We start from the raw sequence: 15,594 nt of genomic DNA on the forward strand, positions 1-15,594 counted from the left end.
GTCCTTTGCCCAAGGAGATTGAACTATGGATAAAAAACCGGGTTTATGGACGATGGGCGCCGTGGCACTGGCGGGCATGTTGACGACGTTGATGGCAGAAGGGAACGACTGGACGCAGTTCCGGGGCCCGGGCGGTCTGGGCATTGCGGAAGCGGCCTCGGGCCTGCCCGCAACGTGGGGTTCGAAGGAAAACATCGTGTGGAAGCGCGACCTTCCAGGGCCGGGCACCTCCAGCCCCATTGTCGTCGGCAACAAAATCTTCGTCACCTGCTATTCCGGCTACGGTGAATCGATCGACGAGCCCGGCGAAATGGAAGACCTCAAGCGGCACTTGGTTTGCGCCGACCGCTCCTCCGGGAAAATCCTCTGGCAAAAGGAGTTCAAGGCGGAACAGCCGGAATCCAAATATTCCGGCGCAAACAATACCCGCCATGGCTATGCCTCGAGCACGCCCGTCACCGATGGCAAGCAGGTCTATGTCTTTTTCGGCATCTCGGGGGTCTATGCCTTCGATCTCAACGGCAAGCAGCTTTGGAAAACCAACGTCGGCTCCAAAACCCACGGGTGGGGTTGCGCAACCTCGCTGCTTCTGCACGAAAGGCGGCTGATTGTGAATGCCAGCACGGAAAGCGAGTCGGTCGTGGCGCTCGATGTGAAAACCGGCAAACAGGCCTGGAAGATCGATGGGGTTCCCAAGTGCTGGAGCTCCCCCATGCTGGTGGATGTTGGCGGCAAAAAGGAACTGGTCATGAGCATTCCCGATGGCGGGAAAGCAAAAACCTCGAAAATCAAGGGCTTCGACCCGGCGACGGGCCAGGAGCTTTGGCAGTGCGACGGCCCGCCGGACAGCTATCTCTGCCCCAGCGTGGTTTCGCACGACGGGGTCGTCTACTCCATTGGGGCCCGCAAAAACACGGCCGTTGCCGTACGCGCCGGCGGCAAGGGGAACGTCACCGACAGCCACCTGGTCTGGACGGTGGGCGAGGGATCGAATGTCACCTCGCCGGTTTATCTGGACGGACACCTCTATATCTTCCACGAAAAAGGGAAAGTCGTCTGCCTCGATGCCAAGAGCGGCGAAACCGTGTTCGAGGAATCGCTCAGCCCCTCCCCCGGCCTGGTCTACGCCTCGCCGCTGGCCGCCGACGGCAAACTCTATGCCTCCTCGCAGGACAACGGCACCTACGTCATCGAAGCCAAGCCCAAGTTCAAGCAGCTGGCCGTGAACACCTTCAAGGACGACCCCTCCCGCGTCAACGCCTGCATCGCCGTCTCAAAAAACCAGCTCATCTTGCGCACCGACAAAGCCCTCTACTGCATCGGGAAATAACGCGCCGCAAAAGTGCTTATAATTTAACCCGACGCATCGCGCATGTTTTCCATCTCAACCGCGTTCATGTGGCCGGCACCGGCGGTATAATCCCGGACTTCCATTTCGTGAGGGCCAAATAGTACAAACCACCCATGCAACTAAAACTTCAGGGAAAAATCACGGCATGGAACGATGAAAAGGGCTTCGGCTTCATCACCCCCGTATCGGGAGGCGACCGGATCTTCGTCCACATCAAAGCCTTCCAAAAACGGCATCGGCGTCCGCAGGTAAACCAGCAAATATCCTACACCCTTTCAACCGACAAGCAGGGGCGTGCCTGCGCGGCCGACGTGACCTGTGTCGGCAAAGGGCACGTCGATCCAAAACGCCTGATGCAGCAAAGCGCGGCCGTAGTTGCAATGGCCCTTTTTTTTGCCGCGCTCGGCGTTTTGACCTTGGCCATCCCGATCATCCCGAAATACATCATCGGTTGGTACGCCATCGCCAGTGCCATTACCTTCATGGCGTATGCGGCCGACAAATCCGCCGCCCAAAACGGACAATGGCGCATTTCGGAAGCGACGCTGCATACCCTGGCGCTCGCCGGTGGCTGGCCCGGGGCACTCCTCGCCCAACAGATGCTCCGCCACAAATCCCGTAAACCGGGATTCCAGTGGACCTACAAATTCACCGTTGTTTTAAATATCGTCGTCACGGCTTGGTTGCTCACCCCCCGCGGCTCCAAACTCACGATGGAATGGCTGCATGAGGCCTTCAAATAATATGAAATAAGCACAACCCCTACCTTCTGGGTCTTCGTGCATTTTGGGCCTCTTTGTGGCACTGAAGTCCAGTCGGGTTAAGTTCGTATAATTACCGAAAAAACCGCCCAAACATTATTTCATGGGACTCACCGCGGCCCCCATCAGATCCGCGAGTTTTACCGCAAACGGAACCTTCGAGGCATAGCCGGTTTTCCAACCGGGAATGTCTGATAGCGCCCACTCATAAGCGTTCAGCGGATTTTTGACTCCAATTTCTGAAATCTCATAAATCAGGTAATATGGGCGGCTGGGTTCCGACGGATATCCCCAGCCCACCAACGTTTCTTTCGAATACACTTTCGGCCCTTTGCTGACGATGCGGAACATCCGGCCCGACCGTTCATCGCCTTTCGTATGCAGGAGCAGATAGGAGGCTCCAACAACGTCCTGCTCCAGCAACAGAGAGCCGGATCCTTTATCTGCACGGCAGTTATACAGGCTGTTGCGGAAAATCCAGTCGAGATGATCCTGATCGCGGAAAGACGCGACCAGCACCGACGCTTCGGAAGGAGATGCCTGCCTTTCCGACGATCCATCATGTTGCTCGGGCAACGCTTCGCGCACGGCATCCGGCGGCTCATCCTTGTAGATGCGATAGGTATGATAGGTATGCTGTTCCCGCTGGGTCGCCCGGTTGCAGACGTGAGCCACCACCTCGTTCAGAAACCGCTCCAGTGCCGCCGATCCATCGTCCGAATCGTTGGGCCGCAGCGGAAACGCGCCGAGGCCGGGCAGTAGCTCATGGAAACCGCGAAACGGCATCTGTTCCTTTTCATTTCCAGGATAAAGCACATAGGCGCCCGCCGACCGGCGGATCGCATCGCGATAGGCATGCATTTTTAGCAAGTCGGCGCGTTTATAGTTTCCGGTGCGTTGGGCGGCCTTTTCCTCGTCGAGGTTTTCGTCCACGGCACCGAAGAGTTTAACGAGACGGTCCACCTTGTATTTCGCATCGAAATGAACATGCGTGATCAGTTCCTGCTCTTCGGCCTGTGCCTGGGAAAAGCCCTCCGGCCAGAGCGACAGCGTATAATCCGGGCGCATCTGACGACTCCACGAACCCTGAGCCGGATATTGACTCGCACTGTTGAACGTCCGGTTATAGCTGAACTCGACCGAAAGCGGGCGGCCTGCGCCTCGGTAAATCCCTTCGATGGGCAGCTGCTTTCCTGCCTTCAGCTTCAGCACCAGATCCTTGTCGTTAATCAAATCTTCAACCGTTGGGTTTTTGAGCTCAAACAAACCAGACACCAGATCCAACAGCTTGAAAAACACCCAATATTCATAAAGCGCCGCCACATCGCGCTTGCCGCCTTCATACACATCGTCGCCGCCGTCCCAGCTCAGCCGAGCCGCCAGCTCGAACAACATCCAGGCCCGCAGTACCTGGCGGTATCCCTCCTTGCGCTGAAGCACCGGACTGTTAAGCGGCAGCAGCTCGGGTTGCGAAACCTGCTTGAACACATCGTGGGAAAGCGTTTCCTCCAGATCATCCATCAGCCCGTTGATTTCAGAACGGAGCCCCGGATATTTCTCGTCGCCCGCCGCGGAAAGCCTCGCGAGCAATTCTTCCAAGGTCTGGAGAAACAGGTTCAGTGCGTGTTTCACGAATCGGTTTTCCGGCGTATCCACCGTATCGCGCTTATCGCGGATTTCAATCCGCTCGGGAATCGTTTTCAGCGTATCGCGCAACGGATGCCCTGCGGGTACTTCCATGCGCCGCCCGTCCGCAGCAAACTGCCTCACCTCGTAACGACCGAGCCGACGGCTTTGCCGCACATCGATGGTCCGGAACTCCTCGCGCCACTGCGTATTCGGCTGGGAAACGATCCGCTGAACCGCCTGCTGGAAATCTTCGCCGCCCAGCAGGCTCTTCAGGAAATAGAGCCGTTGCGCCAGCGTGGCCTCCGTCAGGCCATCGGGAATCAGCGGCTGGTCCACCGGCGATTCCAGCTGCAGCAGAAAATCGGCGCAACGATCCGCAATGTTCTCCAGCATCGAGCGATATTCATCTTCATAGCCCAGCTTCGTCGAGCGGACATCGATGTGCATTCCGGAAACGGTTTCGCCGGTTGCCTGTTCTTCCAGCTCCAGCTTCAGCAAGCCGACATAATTGCCCGGCTCAATCAGACCGCGCTCGCTATCGTGCGCAATGCGGCTGTGAGACAAAACTCCGGCGATTTCTTTCACTGAATAGGAGGCCGAATCCAACTCATATTCGTATCGCCCGTTTTCGGTTAGCGATACAACCGGTTCGCCCGTTCGCGCCGAAACGATCCTCAGCCCAACGGGGGTGCCTGGAAAAACAACTGCCGCTTTATTCACCATCCGTCAACGCACCCTTCATTTTTGCTGTTCGGCATAGATTCACGCTTTGATTTTCTCCCACACACTCAACTCGTGGATCAAACGATCCAGCATTCCGCCCGGCGTCACATGCGGTAGCCAAAGTTCATCCGCAGACTCCATCACAAACCGGTTCCGTTGCTCTGCCGCCGCCAAATCGCCATCCTGGTTGCGCATTTCCAGAATCAGCAGCCGATTCTCTTCCAGCGCCTCCCGCACCGCCGGCCGCTGTGCCGCCCGCTCCAAACCCCACGCCGGGCACCAGATAACCCGTTTTTTGCACGCCAGAAGCTTTTCAAACATCTCCTGCTCAAGCGGAGAATGGAATCCACTGAAATAGGTACTTGCCCCGGGGATGCTTTCCGGGCGCAGCGCACTCCGGCTGCACAAAACCCCCAGCTTCTTCGCATTCCACAGCACCGGATTCCCCAGCCCGCGCAAGCCGTTTCCAAAATCTGTGACACAACACCACGGATTCATACGGATATACCCGGCAATCGCCTGCTCCGCCTCCGGCGTGCGCACGATCATCTCATAATAGTTGCGATGCCAGATGCGCATTTTTTCCGGCGCACGCTCTCCATTCCGGGCGACAAGAATATCGCCCCTAGCCCGCAATGTGCGGGATACCCCCGCCTTAAACCCAGTGATCACATCCCCCAAACGGCCATAACCACCCTCGATACGTATGATGGCATGAAAATGATCCGGCATAATCGCTCGCTCGCCCCACTCCATCCACGGCAAAAGACGTGCCGTCTTTTGCATTTCCTCTTCCATAATTTCCCGCACGGGCGGCATTATTGCCGCCCCGGTCGCCCCAAAAGGAAGCCTATTGGCCCACTCGACAAACTCCCGATGCGCGCATAGCGTCACGAAATACACCCCGCCGCCGGCATAATCATGCCCCTTCAGCCGGATTGATCGCCGGTGATGAATTTCAGGATCGTAGCCCACGCCGTTCCTCAGTCCTCTGTCTTCCGACCTCCGCCCCTACGCCTCCGCAAAGCTGGTGAAACCGTGCTCGGCCAGCCGCCTGCGCATGCGGGCCAGTTTTTCCAGCGAGCCCGGATAGAGGGCGTTTTCTGCCACCAGCACTTCATCCTTGATCGGATCGTTTTCCGGACGGGCGTCCTCCTTCAAGCAAAGCCGGATCAGGGCCGCCAAGACCGGACCGAGCTTCTTTTTAGAGCCGTGCAACTTGGGCAGCAGCTTCTGCATGATCGCCGCATCCATGGCGGATTCCATTTTCCAATCCTTGGAAGAAAGCTCTTTGTGGAAATAGACTAAGCGGCAGATTTCATGCGCCGTGCGGTAACCGAATTCCGCGCCGGCTTCTTTCAGCTGCGGGAAAAACTCCATCAGCACCTTCGACACCGCCTCACGGGTAGCGTCATCTAAAGGAACATCCTTCTGCTTCGCCGCCGCCACAAATGCTTTGGCATATTGCGCACCCTGCCCCTCTAGTTCTTTCAGATTGGGCTTCACCGGATTTTCAAGGAACGACTTCATTTCGTCGTCCGAAACCCGAAACTCAATCACATTGGCGCGATCCAGCACCTTCGGGCTGAACATGTAGGTCGTTTCATCGACGTTAACCGTACCGATCACAAACAGGTTTTTCGGAATCTTCAGCTTCGCCGGAACCCCGTTCCAATCCTCGCCGGTATCATCATGCAGACTAATCGCCTCGCCCGACTCCATCGCCGACAGAAAGTCCGCGAAATACCGTTCGACGTGCGACAGGTTCATCTCATCCAGAATCAGGAAATAAGGATGCTCCGGATCGGCCTGCGCCCGCAGAATCAAATCCAGCGCCCCGTTGTCCGGCTTGCGATAATGCCCGGGATTCAGCGCATCCGGATAGCCCAGCAGATTTTCATTGCTCGTCCAGTCCGCGCCGACAGAGATCAGTTCATATTTAGATTCTATTTTTTCCAGTGTTGCGTTTTCAATCCAGTGACATGCCAGCGCTTTTAGCGGAGCATGAAACGAATTAAGGGTTGGGCTATATTCCAAGCCTGTCTCTATAACCTTCCGCTGAATCTCTTGTGATGGTGTTGCAAGGTCAAAGCCATTTTCCTTAATGGACTCAACCCACTTCTCAACCAAATCAAAGGGTAAAAATGTATTGGAACTACTGCCGCTCTGCCCGACCTTAACCCCTAAACGATCAACATCTAAAACTGTATATATTGATCTGGCGGCATTCACCTCCATTCCTTTAAGAAAAGGGTTACGCACACCTCTCCTTCCAGTAATCCATTTTGAAAGTGCCTGCGCCAACTGCGTTTTCCCTGAACCCGACAGGCCGGTGAGAATAAGAAACGGTTTTGCGTGAAGAGCCGAACAAACCATCGTCGGCAACGAGGCATTTACCGCTAGCCCCGCACCATCGAGTGCAGTAGAAAATGCATCCATAGAAAACGGCATTGATTTAATGGAGGTAGATAATGCCTTTCCCTGTTGTATGCTCATTTTATTCTGCTGATGTTCCATGTATTCAAAAAGCAACCATGGGAAAAGACTAAGCCATCCTTCGGGGAGACCTCCCCGGTCAATATTATACAGCTCTTTCATTAAAAAGATGTTGCGTGACAGCCAAGAATCCCCCGAGTGCGGCGGCTCATACTTCGCTATTATCTGTTCACTCTGGAGCCATGCAAAAAGCCTATTAAACTTTCCTTCGTCCACCACCGTAGACAGCTCTGCGGGGGCACATGCGGCAAAAATTCGATTAATCAGAACCCGGTTATGCTTCACACTTGGCTGATTTACCCACCATTCATTGAATCTGAAAAACAGCTCATTATTCAGTGGGTTAACTATGATTTCCCTGAGAAACTTTTCAAACTGTGGAGCTTCCCTAAATTGAGCTAAATGCTCTCGGCTGATAACAGACTGCCCCCGAGAGGCTATTCCATTTAGAAGTTCTCCAACTAGCTTCCAAACGAAGCCCTCGAATGACTGGTCAGACAAAGATTCCAATCCGGCATACAAGCGATAGTCTGACAACTTGCCCGCCTTAAGCTGGAGCCTTTCCCTAATTTCCTGAATGTCTTTAGTAAAGTGATTGTAATTCTCAAACCACTCCGACACCCGGTCTTCAGGAGTAGCCAACAGTTCATCAAACAGCTTTTGACGCATCTCTTTCATAATCATTTTGCCACCAATTTTCCCCGTTGTTTTCTAAAAGCCCTTCCCCGATCCAGAATTTTACTTCCAGAACTGCTTCCCGCTCTTTCCTGCAATTGAAATCAATGACCCTGACATCAACGAATACTTCTGCGGGTTCAACACCGCTATACCCACGCTCCTATACTCTGAATTTGAATCCCGCCTGATCGGCCTTTCCCCGGCTTGAACCGAGCTTCGAGGCCCCTGTATTTTTTTTCAGTAACCTATTGCTTCAGCCAAACGATCGCCTTCAACGAGACTTCCAACGGCTGGAACTCCGGATCGCCGGTAACCAGCTCGGCTTTTTTTATTTGGGTTAGTGACGCGGCGTAGGCATCGGCCAATGACATTCTGTATGCCGCCTTGAATTCGGCCGCCTGCTCGGTAAGCACCGGATCGGTTTCAACAATTTCAATGGGGAAATCCTTTAGCGACGTCTGAACCTGCTTCCATGCGGCAAGGTTCCGTTTACGGATCACCTTGTATCCCACCTCAGCCCAATTCACAGAACAGATGAAGAGCCGTTTTTTATCTTCGAGTGATTTCGCAAAATAGTCCCGGACGATATCCGCACCGGCTTCATTCCGAAGAAATGAGATGATTGCAAAACTGTCGAGCACTGCATTCTTCATCCTACCCCTCCTTCGCAACTTCCTCTGCGTGCTCCTGCACAATCTCTTCCGACCAGTTTTCACCGTCATCTCCGGAAAGCATGCCCTGGAGCGATCCGATATAGGCTTCTGTGATCGGGCGGATAACAATCGTGTTGTTCTTTTCATCAAACACCAGACGGGTACCCGGCTTGATCCCTAGCTTCCTCCGGAGTTTAGCAGGAATAACCACCTGCCCTTTTGTCGTTACGATTCCAGTATCCATTTTCGCCTCCTTGAACCACTTAAACCTACTATGTATTTATGGTGCGTCAATTTAAATTTGGCTTACTTTTTATTTTTGCCTTACATTAGTATTTTTTACTACTGATGGAAGGCGATGCACGGATGCCTTTCAATCTCGCCCCGAGGCCTGTGGTTATTGCGAAACCCAGGGTTATGGATCCGGCCGCTAAATGGGGGGAGGATAGCCACGAAGAGGCGCACGCGAAGCGGGACGAAGTCAACCAACACAAAGCCCCGAACCTCTGGGGTTTCGTGCCTCTTTGTGGCCATTAATCAGTCGCATGGGATGCTCAATATGTAATCGCCGGAGCCATAATACCCCGCTGCTTGCAGCGATTTGTGGAGGGTCGACGGCCTCGGCGACTTCCGAGGGCAAGGCTTGGCTCGGCGGCCCGAGCTCCCGCGCGCCACCATGGAAGCGGCCAACCTAGCCGAAAACAAGAAAACCCCCGCCAGCATTGACTGGAACGGGGGTTATTTTGAAAATGGTAGAAGCGCAGGGGCTCGAACCCTGGACCCGCTGATTAAGAGTCAGAGCACCTACATTTGGAACACTGTTCTAAACACGATACTTACGATATTTTAGGCAACTATATATGCAACCATTATGCAACGGATCTTGATTTTCAACTGACACCCCTATACGTTGGTTGGACTTTTCAAGGAGCATTATTATGAGTAAAGAGAAGCCGAATATCAAAAATGATGGATATGAAATCCATGCCGGATATCGTATCAGGTTACTGAACTCCAAATCCGGAAAAAGGTACCAGGTAGACCTCGGTCGCTCCACAGGTAAACACATTCGCCTTTCCTTCGAAACACTGAAGGCAGCCCGCAACTGCGCCTTTGAAAAGAGCAATGAGAAGAAAAATCATGGGGTCAAAGTTCTGGGGTTCACGGACAAACAGAGGAATGATGCTGTTACCGCCCTTAAGATTTTGAACTCTTTTGGCATAAACCTTCGCGAGGCTGCCAACTTCTATGCAAAGCACAACCAGATTGTAGACCATACGAACGGCACAGGACAGCTTGTTAAACGTTACCTTGAATCCCAGAAACAGCGGATGCAGGCTAATGAGTTACGTGAGCGCTCCTACAACGAGTGTGAAAAACATCTTAAGAAGTTTCGGGGTTCAATGGAGACAATGGCGGTAGACACCATCACAGCCGACGATATCGATGAATGGCTCGACAGACAGAACTTCGGTGCTACCAGCCGGAATAATCACCGGCGTTATATCAGTGGCTTCTTTAACTGGTGCCTGGAGCAGAGCAAAATTGCCGCCAACCCCGTTCTACGCACTCGGAAGGTTAAGAAGGCCAGCCACACACCAGAAATTTATACAACGAAAGATACTGAGACCATCATGAAGGCGTGCGAACAGTTCGTGGCATCAACCGTGAGGGCTGCTGACGGGAAAAAACTCGCTATCCGGAAAGTCAAAGTAGAGGGAAAAATGGTCGTGCCAGACAAGAAAACCCTTATTCCATATATGGCTCTAGCCTTCTTTGCGGGTATACGCCCCAACGAAATCACTCGACTAAAATGGAAGGATATCGACCTGCAGATGGATGAGATCCATGTAAATGCTGACACCTCTAAGACTTCAACGGCCCGCATTGTTCATATATCGGCCAATCTCAAGAAGTGGCTCATCCCATATCGGGGTGATAGCTCCATGCTGATATACCCCTATTCCGACACCGTGCTCCGAAGCTGGCGCCGGGCCATCTTTAAAGAACTCGATATTAAATACATCCAGGATGGTGCCCGGCACTCGTTCGCCACCTACTATCTGGCCTTAAACTCGATGGACGACACGATTCAGGAGTTGGGACACACGGATACCAAGATGCTGTTTAAGCATTATCGTGGCTTAGCGAAAAACCGGAAAAATCAGGCCAAGGAATACTTCAAGATTGCACCCGCGAAGAACGCGAAGGTCATCCAGATCTCAAAAGCGGTCTAGATACCCGCCACATACGGCAATACAAAACTAAGCGGCCAACTCCCTCAACCATTCCCGCTCAGCCCGTTGCTTTACTCTTTCCGCCTCCGCTCGCCGCTTATCCATATCCACTTCATAAGGATTTTCGGGAGGATCTTCAGGCAGCTCGAACTCCTTCTTGTTGAAGACGCTATCGATTAGCTTGTCGTACCAATACCTTACAGCGGACATGGACAGATCCAGACCATGCCTTTCCCTCAGCCACACCTGTATATTTTCACTACCGTTGACCAAGCCAAATGAGAGATGGCCCAGCAGGTCTTCGACAACCTCGGGGGTGAGTGCGGGTTTGCGGTCGCGCTTGTAGTTATTCTGCACCAGCTCTAGGGGGCCGCCCTCGTTCCATTGCCTAACCCAATTCGTCACACTCGATGCACTACAGCCAACCAGCTTGGAAATTTCATGGGTTGAGTACTTCCCAGAGAAGGCATACAGGATAACCTGAAGCCTTCGGCGGGCCTTCTTATCCTTCAGGTGATTGGCGTCGTCAATCATGTCCAGAATGTCTTCACGGGAATAGATAGTGGAGGTAATTTTAAGTCTCGGTCTCATAATGGTAAATTATAACAAACCGCAGCTTAAAAAACACTGTTTATCCCAGATAATATTAAGTTCTTATCACTTTATCACCAACAGGTTATCTTGCAATAGGCTGGCCGTCGACAACCCCGTAGTTATCGACAATGATGCTCCAGTGAGATTGGAGTTAACGGAACCAGTTCAAGCTTGCCTTGAAAAGTTAACCTACACACATATATCCTGTGCGCGGCTAGCCGGATACTCACACGATTCTGCCGGTGTACGTGCATTGGAAGCCGAACGCTGGCCGCACATCAGGCTGATGCTCACTCGATGCGAATGGAAGCCGCGTGACATTGATGAAGAGGCGCTTAAGAAAGATATGACCCGCGATGATATCACCCTTTGGCTTTCACGTATGATTCAGGATCCGGCCATTCCGATACGCCAGCAGCTCTCAGCAGCACGACAGCTTACGAATCTCAATGGATGGGATGATCCGAAGAAACGGAAGCCGGATGAGAAGTCTATATTCGCAGACATCATGAAATCGATTGACGGTACAAGCACAGGCTTACCGGGCAGCGGATCCAATAATTGGGTCAACGACTGAGTTTATTTCACAGCCAACTCCTGAAATGGACTCAAAAGAGTTGGGTACAGAAATGGGTTCGACTGAGATGCACCTGCTCCAAACGGAGATCTTTTCAGACCAATCCTCCGGTTACGGTCATTTTTTACAGGTATTTGTACTGCGGATTGGTTTTCGTAGGGACAGGGTTGATGTAACCGAACTGGCATAATCTACCGCCGCTTCAAGTCACATACCGGAGTTTCCTCTAACGAGGCTCTCCGGTTTTTTTCGCATACCATCTTCGGGATTCCCCTCTCCTCACGACCCTTCCCGATATTCGAGCGGCGCAAGGCCGGTCTTCTTTTTGAAAGCCCGGTAAAAATTTGAAAGGTCACTAAAGCCACATTCATACGCAATGGCTGTTGGACTGTGGTCCGATTTCTTTAACAACCTGCATGCATGCTCAATGCGTAGCGCACGAAGATGATTCAACCACGAAGTGCCATTCACATGCCTGAACAACTGAGAAAACCTTCGTTCCCTGCCATGGCCGGCCTCCCCTCCTTCATCGGTGATCATGGCAACGTACAAAACCCTACGATGATCTTCCGCCTCATGGGCGTGGACAGTAATACCTTCTGGAACACCTATGGTCCAAATTCAATCATGAATATGCAGATCAGCCAGATGATCGCCGAAAGCCATGCCAACGGCTCCTATTATCTTCCCCGCAGCAAAGTCTTCCTGTTCCCGGGAACTCATCCGGGAGAAGTTCTCTGCAATTGCACCCGCGTCATCGGCAAAGATGGGCGAGAGCTTAATCCGCTGATAAACAAAGACTTCACCGAAGCCGAAACGGAAGGTCGTCGGCAGGCGCGCGAATACGAGCGCTTTTTCAGGGATCACCTCAAAGGTTTCGAGCATGCACATATCATTGATACCGGCGTACAGGTAGGCGTTCGTCAGACCCGTCAGGGCGTCGGAACCTCGATGCTGAAAAATGATGATGTTGTTAAAGGAGCAAAATTCAATGACGGCATCGCCCGCTCCGCATGGCCAATCGAACTGCATAGCGGCAGTAAGCCCAAAGTGGAATGGTTATTTAACGACTATTACGAAGTTCCATACGGTTGCTTCGTTCCTGAACAGGGAGAAAACCTTTTGTTTGCCGGCCGCTGCCTTTCCGCCGAACACGAAGCCGTCGCCTCAGCCCGGGTCACCGCTCAATGCTTCTCCTACGGTCATGCAGTCGGCCATGCCGCCGCCCTATGCATCAAGGAAAAACTTACACCTCGGAACATTGATGGCGAATCACTTCGGGAGATTCTAAACAAGGACAATGCTCGACTGGACTGAAACATGATTAAGCAGACAACAACATCTGATGGCGTCATAATACTCACGTTGAACCGTCCGGAACGACGCAATTGGCTATTGCGAACTGCCACGCGAGAGCGATGGCTAGGCTAAGAATGCAACAGGGCCGATCCGCCCCCCTTCCAGGGAGGCACTGCTCAAAGGTACTCTGACACGGTTGCGCCTGCGTGCAAAATCGATGTCTCGTCAAACCAGTCTACAGCGGGCGGATCAAAAGAGCCCGGGATGTCACCACCTGTTTCCAGTCGTTAAAATCCACTCCAAACCCAAAGCCGGAATCCCGCCAAATCCAATCTCGCGAAAAACCGCTTTTCAGCGGAGCCCGTCCTCTATGCCAAAAACAAAACTCAAAAATCAGGGTTGACAAAAGCTGGTACTCTCAGCCCATTCTCCATCCCCAGTCGCCGAAACATCATTTCGAATCTCTTCCTCCGGATTTTTCCGGCTCCAGACCCCGCTTTGGGATGGCTCGATAAGCCCGGTTTCGATAGATTTGCGAACTCTTTTACTTCCCGGGGGGCACGGAAACATATCAGCGCATTTAACGTGTTGATTTTGAGCAGGATTTGATTGATGGGGTTACAAGATATATGAGCGAATTTTTGAGGGTGTTTCAGGTGTTTGAGAAGCTTTTTGAGGCGAGGTATCGCAGAAGATATGATGCCCGCCTCCAACTGATGGCCTATCAGATCAGAATGCTTCAGTCCCGAACCGATGCGGACCGAATTAACACTCGTCCAGAGGAGCGTGCGGAACTTACCCGCCTTGGAGCCGAACTTGACCATGATATCGATGATGTATTGCTTGTGGTAAAACGGGACACCTATCGAGGTTGGTTGAGGCCCAAGAAAGGTCCCGAGCCGAAGAAGCCGGGCCGCCCAAGAACGCCACAAGCCACCGTGAATCTGGTCATGCGGTTTGCTCTTGAAAACCTTACGTGGGGATGCGACCGAATACAGGGAGAGTTGATGAAGCTCGGCATCAGCATCGGAGCCACGACCATCAGTGATATCCTCAAACGGGCGGGACACCACCCCATTCCAGACAAAGGTAGCGGACGTCCACCAAGCAACTGGAAGCTGTTTGTCAGTTCCCATATGGACACCTTGGCAGCAACCGACTTCTTTTCCAAACCCGTCCTTACCTGGCGCGGATGGGTTGATGCCTACGTACTGGTGTTTATCCACCTCGGAAGCCGTCGGGTTTTCATGAGTCCGGCGACGTTTAATCCCGATGAGGAATGGGTTCTTCAACAATCCAGAAATGCATCCATGTGGTTTCAGAATTTGGGTATTCAGGTCAGGCACTTGATCCATGACCGGGACACCAAATACAGCAGACGGTTCAGGGCGTTCTGGAAGAGTGATAAGGTGAAATGCCTCCGCACACCCGTGCGCTCGCCCATGGCGAATTCTTTTGCGGAAAATTACATCGGGAAGATAAAACGGGAGTATCTGAACCATTTCTTTTGCGTGAGCCTTGACCAGCTTGACTACATCAACCGGCAGTGGCTGGCGTACTATCATGAGCAGAGGCCGCATCAGGGAATGGACATCGGAAACAAGGTTCTCCGTCCGGATTTCACGCCGACAACTGAAGGCGAAATCAAGCGGGAGCAACGGCTGGGCGGAGTCATTTCGTACTACTACCGAGATGCCGCTTAATCCTGCCCCGACAAATATCATCAGCACACGCCTCCCCGTTCAGCATGAACGGTTGCTCCATTATGCCCTGACTTCAAATCTTCGACTGTTATTCGGGTCTCCATCGTTCATTTCTATCACTTTGCTAACGCTATCCGGATATCTTTTCCACCGAATTCACTCACTTCGTCCTTTATTTTCAGACCTATTCGCCCCGGACGACTTTCCGTACCGACCAGCCGCGCTACTTTGTAAAAACGTTCCTTAACAAAAAACGCCGGAAGCACGCCACTGACAATGAACAGCAACGCCAGCCCCAGCGAAACCCAGCGCATACCTCCGATAGGATCGCGGAACTGCTCCGTGAAAAAAAACAACCAGCCCACCAGAATAAACGATGATTTTGCCGCAAACTCGCGCCATGCCGCGATACGCGTCTTCTCATGGTAGTCCGGCGACAATTCCAGGGCCAGGGTATGGAACGGGACCGAAAAGAGCGTGTGTGCGGTATAAAACAGCAGGCTGCCCAATAGGAACCAGGTAAAAATACCGTACTCACTCCATCCCCGTTGAAACATCCAGATTAATGGAAAACTGAGGCCGCACAACACCGCGCCAATCAAGATAAAGGGCCGCCGCCGACCCATTCGGGAACGGCTGTTGTCGGACCAGTTCCCGATGAGCGGATCCAGGCAGGCACCCCACAGCCGCGACAGGGTTCCCGCCAATCCCACCAGCGATGGACGAACGAACAGGTTGACATTCAGAATGATGCCGGCCATCTCCATGACCACGTGGTCACCGATAACGGCCAGGATCGCCCCCTGCGAATACAGCCACTTCTGCAACACCGGCACCTTGTCGGCTTCCGCAGTCTGGTAATGTTCTTTTGGCATTTAAGCCATGTTGTAAAA

Annotated in this window: 13 protein-coding genes, 1 tRNA gene and 1 pseudogene; 6 read left to right on the plus strand and 9 right to left on the minus strand. The window is 52.8% G+C overall.

Annotated elements, in window-relative coordinates; genetic code table 11:
* Positions 1–25 precede the first annotated feature (25 nt).
* Positions 26–1,330 carry a PQQ-binding-like beta-propeller repeat protein gene (locus E9954_RS26850; RefSeq protein WP_136082385.1) on the plus strand — a complete coding sequence of 435 codons (1,305 nt, stop codon included), beginning with the start codon at positions 26–28 and terminating at the stop codon, positions 1,328–1,330.
* Between the two features lie 134 nt (positions 1,331–1,464).
* On the plus strand, positions 1,465–2,094 hold the full coding sequence (locus tag E9954_RS26855) for a DUF1294 domain-containing protein (RefSeq protein WP_136082386.1): 630 nt from the start codon (positions 1,465–1,467) through the stop codon (positions 2,092–2,094).
* 114 nt (positions 2,095–2,208) lie between these two features.
* Here E9954_RS26855 and E9954_RS26860 read toward each other — a convergent pair whose 3' ends face one another.
* The 6 genes from E9954_RS26860 to E9954_RS26885 all read right to left on the minus strand — a co-directional run bounded on the left by E9954_RS26860 (position 2,209) and on the right by E9954_RS26885 (position 9,116).
* Complete coding sequence (locus tag E9954_RS26860) at positions 2,209–4,464, minus strand: DUF2357 domain-containing protein (RefSeq protein ID WP_136082387.1); 2,256 nt, start codon at positions 4,462–4,464, stop codon at positions 2,209–2,211.
* Between the two features lie 39 nt (positions 4,465–4,503).
* Positions 4,504–5,250 (minus strand): transposase, encoded by a 747-nt coding sequence (locus E9954_RS26865; RefSeq protein WP_136082388.1) that lies wholly within the window; start codon positions 5,248–5,250, stop codon positions 4,504–4,506.
* A gap of 225 nt (positions 5,251–5,475) precedes the next feature.
* Positions 5,476–7,644 (minus strand): McrB family protein, encoded by a 2,169-nt coding sequence (locus tag E9954_RS26870; protein ID WP_136082389.1) that lies wholly within the window; start codon positions 7,642–7,644, stop codon positions 5,476–5,478.
* Positions 7,645–7,883: 239 nt separating this feature from the next.
* Entirely contained in the window at positions 7,884–8,291 is a 408-nt protein-coding gene (locus tag E9954_RS26875; RefSeq protein WP_168442627.1) for a type II toxin-antitoxin system VapC family toxin, read from the minus strand.
* A gap of 1 nt (position 8,292) precedes the next feature.
* Complete coding sequence (locus tag E9954_RS26880) at positions 8,293–8,535, minus strand: AbrB/MazE/SpoVT family DNA-binding domain-containing protein (RefSeq protein ID WP_136082391.1); 243 nt, start codon at positions 8,533–8,535, stop codon at positions 8,293–8,295.
* A gap of 506 nt (positions 8,536–9,041) precedes the next feature.
* Positions 9,042–9,116: transfer RNA gene (locus tag E9954_RS26885), tRNA-Lys, on the minus strand.
* Between the two features lie 113 nt (positions 9,117–9,229).
* On the opposite strand from E9954_RS26885, the gene E9954_RS26890 reads away from it, so the two are divergent.
* Complete coding sequence (locus E9954_RS26890; protein WP_136082392.1) at positions 9,230–10,528, plus strand: tyrosine-type recombinase/integrase; 1,299 nt, start codon at positions 9,230–9,232, stop codon at positions 10,526–10,528.
* Positions 10,529–10,555: 27 nt separating this feature from the next.
* Here the strand turns inward: E9954_RS26890 and E9954_RS26895 are convergent, their stop codons facing one another.
* Positions 10,556–11,119, minus strand: coding sequence for a helix-turn-helix domain-containing protein (locus tag E9954_RS26895; RefSeq protein ID WP_136082393.1), 564 nt, complete (start codon positions 11,117–11,119; stop codon positions 10,556–10,558).
* Positions 11,120–11,375: 256 nt separating this feature from the next.
* Here E9954_RS26895 and E9954_RS26900 point away from each other — a divergent pair, with 256 nt between their 5' ends.
* On the plus strand, positions 11,376–11,699 hold the full coding sequence (locus tag E9954_RS26900) for a hypothetical protein (protein WP_136082394.1): 324 nt from the start codon (positions 11,376–11,378) through the stop codon (positions 11,697–11,699).
* A 279-nt stretch (positions 11,700–11,978) separates the two neighbouring features.
* Here E9954_RS26900 and E9954_RS33735 read toward each other — a convergent pair whose 3' ends face one another.
* Positions 11,979–12,239: a helix-turn-helix domain-containing protein gene (locus E9954_RS33735; protein ID WP_136082395.1), complete on the minus strand. Its 261-nt coding sequence runs from the start codon at positions 12,237–12,239 to the stop codon at positions 11,979–11,981.
* On the opposite strand from E9954_RS33735, the pseudogene E9954_RS26910 reads away from it, so the two are divergent.
* Together E9954_RS26910 and E9954_RS26915 are read left to right on the plus strand one after the other, a co-directional pair.
* Positions 12,204–13,016 (plus strand): annotated as a pseudogene (locus E9954_RS26910) (FAD-dependent oxidoreductase); the annotation flags it as partial. The gene E9954_RS33735 and the pseudogene E9954_RS26910 overlap by 36 nt on opposite strands.
* A gap of 611 nt (positions 13,017–13,627) precedes the next feature.
* The gene (locus tag E9954_RS26915) at positions 13,628–14,701 is read left to right on the plus strand and encodes an integrase core domain-containing protein (protein ID WP_136082397.1); all 1,074 of its coding nucleotides are present in this window, start codon (positions 13,628–13,630) and stop codon (positions 14,699–14,701) included.
* 116 nt (positions 14,702–14,817) lie between these two features.
* On the opposite strand, the gene E9954_RS26920 is transcribed toward E9954_RS26915, so the two are convergent.
* A complete protein-coding gene (locus E9954_RS26920; protein ID WP_136082398.1) occupies positions 14,818–15,576 on the minus strand; it encodes an MFS transporter in 759 nt (252 codons plus the stop codon).
* Positions 15,577–15,594: the final 18 nt, after the last annotated feature.

It is taken from the genome of Pontiella desulfatans, from assembly GCF_900890425.1.
GTDB lineage: Bacteria > Verrucomicrobiota > Kiritimatiellia > Kiritimatiellales > Pontiellaceae > Pontiella > Pontiella desulfatans.

Coding starts and splice junctions, on each gene's coding strand:
- E9954_RS26920 (WP_136082398.1), bottom strand. CDS start 15,576: ATGCCAAAAGAACATTACCAGACTGCGGAAGCCGACAAGGTGCCGGTG.
- E9954_RS26860 (WP_136082387.1), bottom strand. CDS start 4,464: ATGGTGAATAAAGCGGCAGTTGTTTTTCCAGGCACCCCCGTTGGGCTG.
- E9954_RS26855 (WP_136082386.1), top strand. CDS start 1,465: ATGCAACTAAAACTTCAGGGAAAAATCACGGCATGGAACGATGAAAAG.
- E9954_RS26890 (WP_136082392.1), top strand. CDS start 9,230: ATGAGTAAAGAGAAGCCGAATATCAAAAATGATGGATATGAAATCCAT.
- E9954_RS26880 (WP_136082391.1), bottom strand. CDS start 8,535: ATGGATACTGGAATCGTAACGACAAAAGGGCAGGTGGTTATTCCTGCT.
- E9954_RS26895 (WP_136082393.1), bottom strand. CDS start 11,119: ATGAGACCGAGACTTAAAATTACCTCCACTATCTATTCCCGTGAAGAC.
- E9954_RS26875 (WP_168442627.1), bottom strand. CDS start 8,291: ATGAAGAATGCAGTGCTCGACAGTTTTGCAATCATCTCATTTCTTCGG.
- E9954_RS26915 (WP_136082397.1), top strand. CDS start 13,628: ATGAGCGAATTTTTGAGGGTGTTTCAGGTGTTTGAGAAGCTTTTTGAG.
- E9954_RS26850 (WP_136082385.1), top strand. CDS start 26: ATGGATAAAAAACCGGGTTTATGGACGATGGGCGCCGTGGCACTGGCG.
- E9954_RS26865 (WP_136082388.1), bottom strand. CDS start 5,250: ATGCAAAAGACGGCACGTCTTTTGCCGTGGATGGAGTGGGGCGAGCGA.
- E9954_RS33735 (WP_136082395.1), bottom strand. CDS start 12,239: ATGATCACCGATGAAGGAGGGGAGGCCGGCCATGGCAGGGAACGAAGG.
- E9954_RS26870 (WP_136082389.1), bottom strand. CDS start 7,644: ATGATTATGAAAGAGATGCGTCAAAAGCTGTTTGATGAACTGTTGGCT.